11 protein-coding genes and 1 riboswitch are annotated in these 14749 nt (G+C 61.7%); of the genes, 9 read left to right on the top strand and 2 right to left on the bottom strand.

Annotation, left to right across the window (positions count from 1 at the left end):
* Positions 1–1251: 1251 nt before the first annotated feature.
* Positions 1252–1450: riboswitch (FMN riboswitch) on the top strand.
* Between the two features lie 360 nt (positions 1451–1810).
* The 7 genes from pnuC (at position 1811) to trpC (ending at position 9514) form a co-directional block, all read left to right on the top strand.
* Positions 1811–2542, top strand: coding sequence for a nicotinamide riboside transporter PnuC (gene pnuC / locus HMPREF2528_RS05780; RefSeq protein WP_049337701.1), 732 nt, complete (start codon positions 1811–1813; stop codon positions 2540–2542).
* Positions 2543–3853 (top strand): bifunctional diaminohydroxyphosphoribosylaminopyrimidine deaminase/5-amino-6-(5-phosphoribosylamino)uracil reductase RibD, encoded by a 1311-nt coding sequence (gene ribD, locus HMPREF2528_RS05775; protein ID WP_070543118.1) that lies wholly within the window; start codon positions 2543–2545, stop codon positions 3851–3853.
* 250 nt (positions 3854–4103) lie between these two features.
* A complete protein-coding gene (ribB, locus tag HMPREF2528_RS05770) occupies positions 4104–5396 on the top strand; it encodes a 3,4-dihydroxy-2-butanone-4-phosphate synthase (RefSeq protein ID WP_070543114.1) in 1293 nt (430 codons plus the stop codon).
* Positions 5397–5404: 8 nt separating this feature from the next.
* A complete protein-coding gene (locus HMPREF2528_RS05765; RefSeq protein WP_141744444.1) occupies positions 5405–6241 on the top strand; it encodes a GTP cyclohydrolase II in 837 nt (278 codons plus the stop codon).
* 57 nt (positions 6242–6298) lie between these two features.
* Positions 6299–6775 carry a 6,7-dimethyl-8-ribityllumazine synthase gene (ribH, locus tag HMPREF2528_RS05760; protein WP_005506244.1) on the top strand — a complete coding sequence of 159 codons (477 nt, stop codon included), beginning with the start codon at positions 6299–6301 and terminating at the stop codon, positions 6773–6775.
* Between the two features lie 298 nt (positions 6776–7073).
* Positions 7074–8684 carry an anthranilate synthase component I gene (locus HMPREF2528_RS05755; RefSeq protein ID WP_049354762.1) on the top strand — a complete coding sequence of 537 codons (1611 nt, stop codon included), beginning with the start codon at positions 7074–7076 and terminating at the stop codon, positions 8682–8684.
* Between the two features lie 14 nt (positions 8685–8698).
* Positions 8699–9514 (top strand): indole-3-glycerol phosphate synthase TrpC, encoded by an 816-nt coding sequence (gene trpC / locus HMPREF2528_RS05750; protein ID WP_070543111.1) that lies wholly within the window; start codon positions 8699–8701, stop codon positions 9512–9514.
* Positions 9515–9983: 469 nt separating this feature from the next.
* Here the strand turns inward: trpC and HMPREF2528_RS05745 are convergent, their stop codons facing one another.
* Positions 9984–11402: an MFS transporter gene (locus HMPREF2528_RS05745; RefSeq protein WP_070543108.1), complete on the bottom strand. Its 1419-nt coding sequence runs from the start codon at positions 11400–11402 to the stop codon at positions 9984–9986.
* 180 nt (positions 11403–11582) lie between these two features.
* On the opposite strand from HMPREF2528_RS05745, the gene ftsY reads away from it, so the two are divergent.
* Together ftsY and HMPREF2528_RS05735 are read left to right on the top strand one after the other, a co-directional pair.
* Complete coding sequence (ftsY, locus tag HMPREF2528_RS05740) at positions 11583–12692, top strand: signal recognition particle-docking protein FtsY (RefSeq protein ID WP_070543105.1); 1110 nt, start codon at positions 11583–11585, stop codon at positions 12690–12692.
* A gap of 229 nt (positions 12693–12921) precedes the next feature.
* Positions 12922–13722, top strand: coding sequence for a hypothetical protein (locus tag HMPREF2528_RS05735; protein ID WP_049361968.1), 801 nt, complete (start codon positions 12922–12924; stop codon positions 13720–13722).
* 86 nt (positions 13723–13808) lie between these two features.
* Here HMPREF2528_RS05735 and HMPREF2528_RS05730 read toward each other — a convergent pair whose 3' ends face one another.
* Entirely contained in the window at positions 13809–14705 is an 897-nt protein-coding gene (locus tag HMPREF2528_RS05730) for a hypothetical protein (RefSeq protein WP_049361967.1), read from the bottom strand.
* Positions 14706–14749 lie beyond the last annotated feature (44 nt).

Here is a 14749-nt window from a genome sequence, read left to right as displayed (position 1 = left end):
CGCCTGGGGGCGCTTCGAGGACGGAGCCCCCGCTATGCATTCCCGACTGCGCCCCTATAGGCTTGGTAACAAATAGGGTCGCCCGTGATAGGTAACTATCGCGGGCGACCTTTGCGTTTGAGAGAGCGGCATACCGGTTCACGCTCGCGGGGGAGTGCCCCCTCTGCGGCGCTGGGGCGCCTTGAGGACGGAGCCCCCGCTTTGCGTGTCCGGTACACGCCCTCTAGGTCGCCTATCCCCTTGAGGTAGGGAAATATAGGTGGCTTGGTACGGGGTTTCCTTCTCAGGCTAGCTTGCCTCAGTCTGGGGTATATGAGGCTGGTCTGGGGCTGAGTTTCGTGTGCAGCTCGCCTGAGTTTGGGGTGGGCAGGGTTTTACACGTTAAAAACGGGTGGCGTATTCGCTCCGGCACTGCGAATACGCCACCCAAACACACCACACTCCACAAGACAATGCAGAGCGCGCGGGATCAACCATCCCGCAAGGTTCCCGTAACCCCCATCGCGCACCACGGTAGGCGACGACAGAAGAACGGGAGCTTATGACCGTTTGACACGCACAACGCCCCCTCGTACAGGTATACAAAGGCGCACGCCATGCGATCTTCCGGAAGTTTATTCGGAAGAGCTCCCACGCCGGTTCCGTTGAGAAAAACAATTCGGTGTGGTTGCCTCCCGATGGTGAAGCACCTCAGCATCGTGTGCCGCATAAACCGCGCAGTTTAGTGCGCGCAGATGCTGCGTCGAAAACTATCCAAAGAATGCAGTCCACGGAGTAGTCTTCCAGCTTCAAATGGCAGAAGCTTAAGGGTTTGACGTGAGTGCTCGGATGGTCCGAATCATGTCGCTCTCAACGGAACCGGTTTATCGGTGATGGGAGCTCCTGTAGATAAGAATAACCTTAAATCACCCCTGGAGTAAACCTTAAACCAATAATTTAACCTTATTGTTATAATTCCTTGTCATAAAGGTATTGACGGGTGTTCAATGTGTTCTGGTAACCCCTCAGAAGGTCCTCATAACTCTTTGGTCTGTTTGGTGCTCTCCACCGTTATGAAACCGTGATAAATCATTCCCGAAAATTGAAGAATCGGGTCCAAAACGGTCCCGCACGTGGCTGCCGCGAGGGCTTGTTGAGAGGGTCTTGAAGATGCGCCGAGAGTACAGTCATAAAACGTCATCTTGTCACGGAAATTATCCCAGAGAAAACAAATTAAACCCCCGGCGTGCGCTGTGGCATAATCAGTATCAACATCGTGCTCCGGGGTCGGTGAAATTCCGAACCGGCGGTCACAGCCCGCGAACCACTCTCGCAGGCAGGCAAAAAATCATACGAATCTTCGCATCCGCACAGGATGCAAGACTCCGCTAGAGAAGCCCGCCCGCAAGAGAGGCCGAACCGGTGAAAATCCGGTGCCGACAGTACAGTCTGGATGGAAGGTAGCACGAGCAGAAAAAGGCAGGAGCGCACTCTGTCGAGCCGCCCGAGAAACCTTGGGACAGCTTGCATCGCGCACCCAACGCAGTTGTTTCAGAGAGCATCAGCTTTCTGTGTAGCAGGGGAGAGGCACCTTTCGTAGGTGCCGGTACGTTATTCCCCTCGATCGCAGTCTCTGATTTCAGCCACGGTTTTCAGCCACGGTTGGCTGAATCGCCGCTCCCGCCTCACCACGGATACCGGCCATCCCATAAATCGGGCACCCCATAAGATGCCCGCGGTAGCCGCCCTTTTCTGTTCCTCTCCCCGGAGCCGCCGCAGATGCGCACACAGCGCATCCGAAACACGGTCCAACTCAGAGAGGAAAGAAACAATGGACATCTTGCGGTGGCTCTTCGACGCACAAATTCACGTGGGGGATCAGTCCCTCCTCGTGCGCGAAGTTCTCGGAAACGCATTCGGCCTGGCATCGGCGCTCGGCGGCATGCGACGCAAAGTATGGGCGTGGCCCGTCGGCATTCTCGGCAACCTGCTGCTCCTCACCGTCTTCCTGGGCGCCCTCGTCGGCAGCCCTCACCCCGTCACCATGCTCGGCCAGGCAGGCCGCCAAATCATGTTCATTGCCGTGTCCATCTGGGGCTGGCACCGTTGGCGCGCCACCCGCGCCGCCGGTGGTGACGCCTCCGAAGGTGCCGCGGTGATCCCCAAGTGGGCTACCAACACCGAACGCGCAGGCCTGGTTGTCGCCATGGTCGCAGGCACCCTGCTACTCACCCCCATCTTCCGCGCCCTCGGCTCCTACGAACCCGTCTGGTCCGACGCCTGGATCTTCACCGGCTCGCTGCTCGCCACCTACGGCATGGCGCGCGGCTGGGTTGAATTCTGGCTCATCTGGGTTGCCGTCGACCTGGTCGGCGTGCCGCTGCTGTGGAGTGCAGGCTACTACGCGACCTCCTTCATGTACGTGTTCTACGGGTGCTTCACCCTGGTTGGTTTCTTCGTCTGGTGGCGCACCCGCAACCTGGAGGCGCAGAAGACCCAGGTACAGACCCAGTTCCCCGACGTGACCGTTGAAGTAACCGACGTGCAGAAGGGCCGTGCATAAATGCCGCAGAACCCCTCGCAGCAGGTGCTGGCGAGCGCGCACCTGCCCGTAACCGTCACCCCGAGCGTATCTTCGCCGCGCAACGATGCGGACTACTCCGCCGCGGAGTACGGCCACCTCGCCGGGCTGCCCGCCGCACGCACCCTCCAGCTGCCCAGCCCCGAGCAGGAGCTCAGCCACGCAGAAGCCATGACCCTGGCACTGCAGGCGGCACGCCAGGGTATTCGCGGCGCGAATCCCCTCGTCGGCGCCGTCATCACTGACGCGCACGGGCACCTGCTGCACGTGGGCTACCACCGAGGCGCAGGCACCCCGCACGCCGAAGCAGACGCCCTCGCCGCCGCCCGAGCCGCGGGAACCGACCTCACCGGCGCCCGCATGTACGTGAGCCTCGAGCCCTGCAACCATACCGGACGCACCGGCCCCTGCTCCCACGCCGTCGCCGAGGCGGGCATCAGCGAACTCTACTACGCCTACAGCGACGACACCGAAAACGCTGCCGGAGGCGCCGCCTACCTGCGCTCCCAGGGCGTCACCGTGCACGCCATGGAGGAGTTCGCGAACGCATCCTACCAGCTGAATGAGCGCTGGTTCATTGCCGCCGCCGAACGCCGCCCCTTCATTACCGCAAAGAGCGCCTCCACCCTGGACGGGTTCATCGCGGCTGCTGATGGCACGAGCAAGTGGATTACCGGCCCCGCCGCGCGCATTGACGGGCACCTGATTCGTCACCGCGCCGACGCCGTCATGATCGGCACCCGAACCACCCTCATGGACGACCCGACCCTGGACGCGCGCGACGCCAACGGGGAACGCTTCGAGAAGCAGCCGCTGCGCGTGGTCATGGGCAAAACCGAGATTACCGAGAACTACCGCGTGCGCGGCCTCAACCCGCCCGAAGGCGTGGAGGCGGACCCGCAGAACTTCCTACAGGTCTTCACCCACGACCCGCGCGAACTGCTCGATGAGCTGTACGCCCGCGGGGTGCGGCACCTCATGATTGAGGGCGGCCCCGGCATGGTCGGCCTCTTCGCCGGTGAAGACTTCATCGACGAGATGGTCTGGTACCGCGCCCCCATGATCATGGGGCAGGGCAAGAGTGCCGTGTACCGTCTGCTCGTGGACACCCTCGCGCAGGCGCCGCGCCTGCAACTGGACGACCTGGGCATGTTCCCGGCGGTGCGCGTGCTCGGCAATGACACCGCAACGCACCTGGTGCCGGCACCTCGCGGAACGGCGCAGGAACCGGGTGAGCGGCGTACCCTGCCGAAGCTGGACGCCTGCCACGCGCCCGAACCGAGATTAGATTAGCCGAGGCTGGACTAGTCGCGGCTGGACTAGCCTCCGCTTGGGTTGAGCGCGGGCGGGGGAGTAGTACCTCAAGGAACCCCCGCCGGCGCCCGGCTAGTTTGTGCCGGCTGGTTCGTATGCTGGCACAAAAGCTCCCCGTCACGGGGAATATTCGAAAAATACGTATAGTTATACCGACGAACAAACCATCGCCGCCCGTCGCCCTCAACGACGACGCCCCGGCGGACACGGCGAGAAAAGGAAAGCATACATGTTTACCGGAATCATTGGCGCCCTCGGCACCGTAGAATCCATCACCCCCATCGAAGGTAGCGACGCAGCCTACCTGACCCTCAACGCCGGTGACATCGTCGCCGACCTCGAACACGGCGGATCCCTCGCCGTCAACGGTGTATGCCTCACCGCTATCGACCTCGACCAGCTGCAGCCCGGCCAGTTCCGCGCCTACGCGATGGGTGAGACTCTGCGCCGCACCAACCTCGGCAACCTGAACCCCGGCGACACCGTCAACCTGGAGCGCTGCCTGCCTGCCGGTGGCCGCCTCGACGGTCACGTCGTGCAGGGCCACGTGGATGCGGTGGGCACCCTCGCATCCGTCACCGCGCACGAGGCGTGGAGCACCCTGCGTTTCAACCTGCCCACCGAACTGGCACCCCTGCTCGCTGAGAAGGGCTCCATCGCTGTTTCTGGTGTGTCCCTGACCGTCACCGCGGTATCTGCACCCGGCGAAACCCCCGCATGGTTCGAGGTCGGCCTGATTCCCGAAACCCTGAAAGCAACCAACCTCGGAGCCCTCAAGGTCGGCGACAGCGTGAACCTTGAGACCGATGCGCTCGCTAAGTACGTGCAGCGTCTGACCGCGTTCGCAGGCGTGCCCCAGGCTGACTCTGCACACTCCGGTGAGCAGGTTGCGCCGCGTCGCGCCGACGCCGCAAGCGTCCTCGACAGCGTGCAGACCGCAGTGGACGCTATCGCAGCAGGTCGCGCCGTGGTCGTCGTCGACGACGAAGACCGCGAAAACGAAGGCGACATCATTTTCGCTGCCGAGCACGCAACCCCCGAGCTGATGGGCTTCATGATCCGCTACACCTCCGGCGTGGTCTGCGCACCCCTGAGCAACAAGCGTGCCGACGAGATGAACCTGCCGCCCATGGTCACCAACAACGAGGACCCCAAGGGCACCGCCTACACCGTCTCCTGCGATGCGGCATCCGGCGTGAGCACCGGCATCTCCGCGGCAGATCGCGCACGCACCGTGCAGATCCTCGCGGACGCTGCCTCCACCCCGGCGGATATCACCCGCCCCGGCCACATCTTCCCGCTGCGCGCCGTTGACGGCGGCGTGGCGGAGCGCCCCGGCCACACCGAAGCCGCAGTGGAACTCTCCCTCGCGGCGGGCCTGTCCGGTGTGGGCGTTATCGCCGAGGTCGTGCACGACGACGGCTCCATGATGCGTTTCGACGCACTGCGCGCCTTCGCCACCGAGCACAACCTGCCCATGATCTCTATCGAAGACCTCATCAAGTACGTAGCTAAGGCGTAGGAGAACGCATGAGCGAAACCCCTAACACCCAAGCAACGCCAGGCACTCCCGCAGAGCTGAGCACCCCCGCGGCTGTCACCTTGGCAGAGCCGGGCACCCCCTCAGCGGACACCTTGGTCGAGTCGGTTGAGGCGCAGGTTGAAGAGCTCAGCGCCGAATCCTTGCGCATCGCCTCCCAGCTCGCTGAAGGCTACCGAGTCAGCCCCCTCGACATGGTGCCCAACCCCAGCCCGCTGCTGGTAGAAAGCACCGAAGAGGTCGCCGTACCCACCCCGCAGGGTGTGTTCGGCCTGCGCGCCTGGCGATTTGCAGACGGCGCCGAGCATCTCAGTGCCCGTGCCCTCGACCGTGACGGCACCCCCGTACCCGCCGAGGACGGGGGAGCGCCCGCGGTGCGCATCCACTCCGAATGCGCCACCGGCGATATTTTCGGTTCATTCCGATGCGATTGCGGCCCCCAGCTGGAGAACGGCCTGCGCATCATTGGCCGCACCGGCGGGTACCTCATCTACGTGCGTAACCACGAAGGACGCGGCATCGGCCTGGTCAACAAGCTCCGCGCCTACGCGCTACAGGATGCCGGGCTCGACACGCTCGACGCGAACCTGGCGCTCGGCCTGGACGGCGATATGCGCGACTACTCGCAGGCGGCACTGATTCTGCAGGAACTCGGTGTGAACGAGCTGAGGCTCGTGACCAACAACCCCGCCAAGCAGGAGGCGCTCGAAAGCCTCGGCCTGCAGGTCACCGAACTCATCCCGGATGAAATTCCCGCCCGAGTCGAGAACGCACACTATCTGCAGACCAAGCGTGAGCGCATGCGCCACGTGCTCAAAAGCGCGTAGCGGCACCCCTGCAAACCCCTAATTTTTCAAAACCCCAAAACCCACAAGGAGAACACTATGAGCGGCGTAGGCGCAGCAGACACCACCCTCAACCCCGAAGACTACAAGGGCTTCAAGCTCGCAATCGTAGCGGCAAGCTGGCACACCCAGGTCATGGACGGCCTCATCGACGGTGCGCAGCGTGCAGCACGCGACGCAGGTATCGAGCCGACCCTCGTGCGCGTTCCCGGCACCTTCGAGCTGCCCGTCGCAGCAACCCGCCTCGCTGAAAAGTTCGACGCAATCGTCGCGCTCGGCGTGGTTATCCGTGGCGGCACCCCCCACTTCGACTACGTCTGCCAGGGCGCAACCAACGGCCTGACCGACGTGTCCGTGCTGACCGGCCGCCCCATCGGCTTCGGCGTGCTCACCTGCGATAACGAGCAGCAGGCACTCGACCGTGCAGGCCTGGAAGGCTCCAACGAAGACAAGGGCTACGAGGCGACCGCGGCGGCACTGCAGACCGCAGCAACCCTCAAGCAGTTCAGCAACTAACACGGCTGAACGGTACGCGGCTCAGTTTCACGAAGAGAACTATTGACTCTTCACCGTGGAACTGGGCCGTAGTACCGGTTAAACTGAAACAACCCGCGCACCGGGCTTACCGGGATTTATCAGGCATTATCGGGCGTCTATGGATCTGGCAAGTATGCGCCAGAGAGATACACACCGGAACATATGTCCCGGTACCCCATGTACCGGTAAAACCCCATGTACCGGTAAAAACCCCGCGCAGCAGCTAAGGGACACAGCGCACCGACGCGCTCCCAAACCAACACCAAGGAGTACAGCAATGCAGGATTTGGGCACCATCACCCCCAGCCTCGAAGAATTCCGCGCCCGCGCAGCCGGCACCCGCGTCATTCCCGTACACATCAAAATCCTCGCCGACTCACTCACCCCCATCGGCATCTACCGATCCCTCGTACTCCAAAACGACCAGGGCGAACCCGTCGATGCAGCCCACGGCACCTTCCTGCTCGAATCCGCCAAAATCTCCGCAGAAGGCGAATCCGCAGCCTGGGACCGCTACTCCTTCATCGGCGCGTCCTCCCGCTCCACCCTCACCACCGTTGACGGCGCAGTCCACTGGCAGGGCCGCACCCCCGCCGGCGCACCCGTCGACGGCGACCCCGTAGAAGCCATCGCAAAGACCCTGCAGATGCTCTACACCGAACCCGACCCGACCCTGCCGCCGCTCACCTCCGGCCTGGTTGGCTACCTCGGCTGGGACGTCGTGCGCCACTGGGAGCACCTGCCGTTCCCGCCCGCCGATGACGTGAACCTGCCCGAATTCGCGCTCAACATGGTCTCCGACATGGCAATTCACGACAACAAGGACGGCACCGTCCTGCTCGTCGCCAACGCCATCAACTTCAACGGCACCAGCGAAAACGTTGACGGCGCCTACGAGGATGCCGTCGCGCGCCTGCACAGCATGCTCCGCCGCCTACAGCGCGGCGCCACCGCAACCACCTCCACTCTCTCCGGCGTGGCAGACGTTGACCGTAAGGTCCGCGAAGACGTCACCCTCACCTGGAGCGAACAGGGCTTCAAGGACGCCATCGACCGCTCCAAGAAGAACATCATCGACGGCGACGTCTTCCAGATCGTGCTCTCACGCCGATTCGAAGCCGAAACCAACGCCAAGGCACTCGACGTGTACCGTGTACTGCGCCAGTCCAACCCCTCGCCGTACATGTACCTCTTCAACTTCGAAGACAGCAACGGCACCCCCTTCCACATCGTCGGCTCATCCCCGGAGGCGCTCGTCACCCTCAAGGACGGCATCGCCAGCACCCACCCCATCGCCGGTTCCCGCCCGCGCGGCGCAACCCGCGAAGAAGACCTCGCACTCGCCGAGGAACTGCTCGCCGACCAGAAGGAACGCTCCGAACACCTCATGCTCGTCGACCTGGCACGCAACGACCTCTCGCGCATCGCCAAGCCCGGAACCGTATCCGTCGACCAGTTCATGATCATTGAGCGATTCAGCCACATCATGCACATTTCCTCCGCCGTCAGCGCCGAACTCGACCCGCAGTTCAGCGCCTACGACGTGCTGCGCGTCGCCTTCCCGGCAGGCACCCTCTCCGGTGCCCCCAAGCCGCGCGCCATGCAGCTCATCGACGAATACGAACCCACCCGCCGCGGCGTCTACGGCGGCGTATGTGGCTACTTCGACTTCGCCGGCAACATGGACATGGCAATCGCCATCCGCACCGCCGTACTCAAGGAAGGCACCGCCTACGTACAGGCAGGTGCGGGCCTCGTCATGGACTCCAACCCGGACTCCGAAACCCTCGAAACCGTCAACAAGTCCGCCGCCCCGTTGCGCGCCGTGCTGACCGCCTCCGGCCTGGCACCCCTGGACGCAGACGCAGCCGTCAACGCCACCAAGTAACCCAAGGAGACACCATGAGCACCGTTCTCGACGAGATCATCGTCGGCGTCCGCGAAGACCTCGCCGCCCGCGTACAGCAGGTTCCCCTCGAAGAAATGAAGAAGCGCGCCCTCGCAGCCGCACCCGCCCGCGACGCGCTCGCCTCCCTGCGCGGCGAAGTACCCGGCGGCGGCAACGGCACCACCGCACGCATTATTTCTGAGGTGAAGCGCTCCTCGCCCTCCAAGGGTGCCCTCGGTGAAATCCCGGACCCCGCTGCGCTTGCCGCACGCTACGAGGCAGGTGGCGCCGCAGCAATCTCCGTGCTCACCGAGCAGCGCCGATTCAACGGCTCCCTCGCCGACCTTGACGCAGTCCGCGCCGCCGTGAACATCCCCGTGCTGCGCAAGGACTTCACCGTCGACGAGTACCAGATTTGGGAGGCACGCGCACACGGCGCCGACCTGGTTCTGCTGATTGTCGCGGCACTTGACGAGCGGACCCTGCGCGAGTTCCTTGAACTCACCGAATCGCTCGGCATGAACGCCCTCGTTGAAACCCACACCCCCGAAGAAATCGAAGTCGCCCAGCGCATCGGCGCCAAAATCGTCGGCATCAACGTGCGCAACCTCAAGACCCTCGAAGTCAACAACGAGCACTACGCATCCCTCGCGGCGCACCTGCCCACCTCCGTCATCAAGGTCGCCGAATCCGGTGTCGCCAGCATTGAGGACGTGCGCGCCTACGCTGGTGCCGGTGCCGATGCTGTGCTCATCGGTGAAGCGCTGGTACGCTCCGGCGACCCCGAAGGTACCGTGCGTGAATTCTCCAAGGTGCCCGTGACCCGATAAGGGTTGCTAAGAGAAGACGACCGGACAACGCTCGCGGGGGAGTGACTTCCGTGGGCTAGTTGTTTGAGAGGTTGTACCGGACAACGCTCGCGGGGGAGTGCCCCCTCTTCAGCGCCTGGGGGCGCTTCGAGGACGGAGCCCCCGCTTCGCGTGTCCGGGACGCCCTCTAGGTCGCCTATCCCTCGGGTGGAGGATAGAAGGGGTTGGTAGGTGGGTACCTTCTCGGGGTAGCTCGCCGCAGTCTTGGGTATATGAAGCTGGTATGTGGTTCCCTTCTCTAATTAGCTCGCCTTGGGATGGTTGAAATAGGGGTTGGTCTGGGGTTTCCTTCTCGGGTCAGCTCACCTGATTCTAGGGTTATTTATCCTGTCGGATTTTTATCTACTTCCCGGATACAGACCTGATACATAGAGATAGAGCCGGTGCCTGCTTCGCAGCAGGCACCGGCTTTTTACTTATTAGAGAGCTCTTAGCGGCCCGTATAGTCCGCGTCCGCAATATCCTTCGGCCAGCGCGCCTTACGGAACGGCGCCCACGTAAACGCCGCCGCCACCAACAACAAACCACTGATAATGAACGCCGGAACAAAGCCCCACACATCCGCAATCATGCCAGCCACCAGCGGGCCCAGAATCATACCGAAATCGCTAGTCATCTGATACACCGCCAACACCTGGCCGCCACTGCGGCGAGTACCAATCACATCAGACACCGCAGCCTGAATCGACGGGCCCATAAACGCCGCACCAATACCCAGGCACGCCGTCAACGACACAAACACCCACGCCACCGGCGCGAAACCCATAAACGTCACCGCAGAACCCGCCAACAGCAGACCCGAAAACGCCATCACACGGCGACCAAAACGATCCGAAAAACGACCCGAGAACGTCTGAGTCAACGCATTACCCAACGAGTTCGTCGCCATTGCCAACGAAGCCAACAGGGTACCCGCCACCGAATTCGACATGTCGCCACCGGTCGCCAAATACGCCGCCGCCAACGGAATAATCGACGACTGCACACCAAACACCGACCAGCCAATCGCCCAATTCGAAACCAGCGCAGAACGGTAATTCGAGAACTTCAACGCGTCACGAACCGTCATCGCAGGCAGGTCGCTCTTACCCGCAGCGCCGCCGGATGCAGCAGGCTTAGCCGCCTTGCCGGATGCGCCAGCCTGAGTGTCAGCAGGGGAGCCCGCCGCCGACGGCAGCACCCCGGTGCCCTTACCCTCAGCCAGTGCCGCCGCCTCCATAATCGCGTCACGTTCCGCCTCCAGCGCCGCCTGCGAAGGCATCAAGAACCACACAATCAGGCCCGCCGCCAGCAGCGAAAAACCATACACAATGAACGGCGCACGCATACCAAACGGCGCCAGCGCGCTCGCAATCACCGGGCCCAGCAGGTTACCCAGCAGGAACGCCGTCGCATAATAGCCCGAAATACGGCCACGCATATGCGCCGGGGACAGGCGCACCAGCAGACCCATCGCAGAGACCGTGAACATGACCGAGCCGATACCCGCCACCGCACGCGAACCCAGCAACACCCAATAATCCCAGGCAAACGCAATCATAAACGACGTCACCGACACAATCAGCATGCCAATCGTGTACACCGGACGCTCACCCCAACGGGTAATCATCTGACCCGCCGACGGCGCAAAAATCAGGCGCGTAATCGCCAACGCAGAAACCACCATCGTCGCCATCGTGACAGTGGCATTAAAGTTCTGCGCATAGTTCGGTAGCACCGGCGCCACCAAACCAAAACCCACCGCAATCATGAACGACGCAGCAATCAGAACCTTCAAACCGGTCGGCACACGGTTCGGATCAATCGTGCGCGGGTCAAAAACAGGCGGTGTTTTGGCAGGGTTCCTCATGCTCATCCTCGAAATCGTGCGGTGCCGTGCGGCAGCCGCGGGCCCCACCCGCAACTGTCAACCATGTGTTCGGCTAAAAAACTTAACAGTGTCCAGTCTACTCCGCCGACAGCCGGGCATGCGCGTCACCTCGACCAGCCAAACCGCCCAAACCGGTAAGCTAGTAGTGTGAATGAAACGATGATGATAATTTGCGCAATCGTGCTGGGTGTACTGGTTATCGCCGGTGTGCTTTTCGCCGTTCTGCGCCGACCCAAGAAGACCGCGGACCTGCAGTCTTTGCGTCAGGAGGCGGCTAAGGCCTCCGGCGGTTCGGCGGAAGAACCCGAAAGCTCGGCACCTCGCGCTATTGAACTTGATATGCCCGACCCGTCCGCGGGTCGCCTGGTGCGCCTGCGTGCCCGCCTGGCACGCTCCAACAACATGCTCGGCAAGGGCTTGCTGGCTCTGCTTTCTCGCGACCGCATCGACCAGGACGTCTGGGATGAGGTTGAGGAGACCCTGCTGCTCGCCGACCTCGGCTCCGAGCCGACCACCCGCCTGGTGGAGGCGCTGCAGCAGCGTGTGCGTGTTGAGGGTACGAGCAACCCCGCCGCCGTGAAGAAGATGCTCCGCGAAGAGCTCGTGAAGATTGTTCGCCCCGACATGGACCGCGAACTGAAGACCGCCGGCAGCGACGGCAACCCCGGCGTGGTGCTGGTCGTTGGCGTGAACGGCGTTGGTAAGACCACCACGGTCGGTAAGATTGCCCGCGTGATGGTCGCTGACGGTCAGACCCTGCTCCTGGGTGCCGCGGATACGTTCCGTGCGGCCGCCTCCGAGCAGCTGACCACCTGGGGTGACCGCGTGGGCGTGAAGACCGTGCGTTCCGAGAAGGAAGGTGCCGACCCGGCATCCGTCGCGTTTGATGCTGTGAAGGCTGGCAAGGAGCAGGGCGTTGACACCGTGCTCGTGGACACCGCGGGCCGCCTGCAGAACAAGTCCGGCCTGATGGATCAGCTCGGCAAGATTAAGCGCGTGATTGAGAAGGAAGCGCCGGTCACCGAGGTTCTGCTCGTGATTGACGCGACCACCGGCCAGAACGGTATGGTTCAGGCGAAGGTCTTCGGCGATATCGTGGACGTCACCGGTATCGTGCTGACCAAGCTTGACGGCACCGCAAAGGGCGGCATCGTGGTCGCTATTCAGGAGGAGCTCGGCGTTCCCGTCAAGCTCATCGGCCTGGGTGAAGGCCCGGACGACCTGGCGCCGTTCGACCCGGAAGCATTCGTGGACGCGCTGCTGGACTAACATCCTCATATTCCGCCGAGAAGCCACATGTGTTTCGAGAAGCCACCAAAGACGTGGCTTTTCGAAACACATGTGGCTTTTCGCTTATCTGAAAGGAAAGAACATAGCCTGATTTACCCCGGGGTAAATTGCGAACAAGGGGTCGGCCCCCACATCAGGAATAGTCTGAAGGGGACATATTGGATGGGTGGTCACTGCATTACAAGGCCACCCAGAAGAAAGGCATGATATGAACTTGTCACAATGGTTGAACTCAGCAACGTTGGTCCTGCTGTTGGTGAGCGTAATTATCTTCTTCGTGAGGGCTGCAATATCAGCCGTGGGTGGTGTAACCACATCGATTCGTTATCTGCGAGCCACGACGAAGGGCGAGGAGTACACGCGAGAATCGGACGACGAAGACCGTATCTTAAGTTCCTCCATTTTGGGCGGTCCGGATATTATCATCAACCTCGTGATGGGCGGATTTGTGGCCGCGGCGATGTGGGTGGTCATGCTACAGCAAAGCTCTTCGGTAGAGGCTTTGGTGTGGGTTGCTGACATTTCGGTATTCGCGGTACTACTGCTGGGTTTGACTGCAATGGTGCGTTGTTCCAAGCGTGCACGGGCTAAGGGTAAGAAGATGAAGCCCAACGCCTTACTTGGTCTGATGTATGTGACTTCGTCCGGTACGGCTCTCAGCTCTACGCTGTCGAATGGCCTGCAGATGAGCGAACATTGGTCGATGGTCAATCTGATTCAGGCGGGTCTTTCTGCAGGTCCGACTGACGTGGACTTTGTAAATGGTGTTATGGGTGGATACGGTGTTCCGGGGTTGGTAGCTCTGGCTGCGTATACCGTGCTGTTCTTTGTGTGGGGAATGCTTGTTCCGGAAGTTCTGTTGCACTCTGTTTTCCTTGCCGCTAGCGCGCTGGGAGGTCGTGCTGTGATTGTTGGATCGAAGTTGGAAAGTGCGCAGCGTCTTTTCACGGTGAGTATAGCTCTCTACCTGGCGATGTTCCTGGTATCGAGTGGTTTGTTGGCTAGATAGCCGCCTCTTTACTCGCTGAGAAGCCACATGTGTTTCGAAAAGCCACATTTTTAGTGGCTTCTCGAAACACATGTGGCTTTTCGCGGTTAAGTTTGGGGCCCTCCAGCAGCACGCAGCACCTGCAGGGCCCGCCTCGGACGGTAGATAGCATCCTTAGCAGAAACACGGATGACAGCATACCCCGCGTGGAGTAGCCGATCCTGTCTATTCTTCTCCCGAACCAGGTCCTCTTTGGCGTTGTATTTGACGTTGCCGTCTACCTCCAGAATGACGGGCCTGCCGTGGAGGCTAATGGCGTGTAGCAGAAAGTCCACTCGATAGGCATGACCTTCGCAGATGATGGTTTCTTGCTGCTTGTATCGGATTCCCTGGTCATCGAGAAGTAACCGCATGCAGGTTTCAGCAACGGATTCTGAGTGTGGGCTGAGCTCATGTCCGACGAGGCGGGCGGTTCGGCACCCGCGGCCAGATGCAGATGAGAGCTCTTTCTTGAGCTCTTCGTAGGTGAGCATATCCGGTTCCCGCGCGAAGCGTTGAAGGGCGCTTTCGGCCAGAACGAGCCCGTCGCGAAAGGGGAGCGTTTTCACGCAGGTGGTGATAGCTGTTAGCGGTGTGACGGTGGGGATTCCCTCGGGTGTGTACACGATGGGGCTGTCCGCGGTGAGGATGTCTTGGATGCGCTGGATGTTTTCTCGGCGGCCGCCTCCGGCTCCTCGTACTTGAACGTGACGTGGTGGGCTGAGGGAGGAGACGCCCCAAGCGATGGCTGCGCTTTGAGCGGCGAGGATGTTGGCGGGGTATTCGTTGAGGTGCGCGAGGATGCACACGTAGTGCTGGTCGTTGGGGTGTAGGTTGTTCCAGGTTTGGGTGGGGAGAAGGTGCCCTTTTGAGACGCGGGTGAGTTCGCCGCGGTTGAGGGCGTGGCTTAGGGTGATTCGTGTGTGGGTGGCTGAGGTGATGAGTTCGGTGCGGGTGCGTATCATCGTTGATAGTTCTTCTCTAGTAATCATGCTTTAATTGCATCAAA

The organism is Rothia sp. HMSC078H08 (genome assembly GCF_001808955.1).
Taxonomy (GTDB): domain Bacteria; phylum Actinomycetota; class Actinomycetes; order Actinomycetales; family Micrococcaceae; genus Rothia.
The sequence above is the reverse complement of the archived record's forward strand: the minus strand, read 5'-3'. Positions and strand labels throughout refer to the sequence as shown.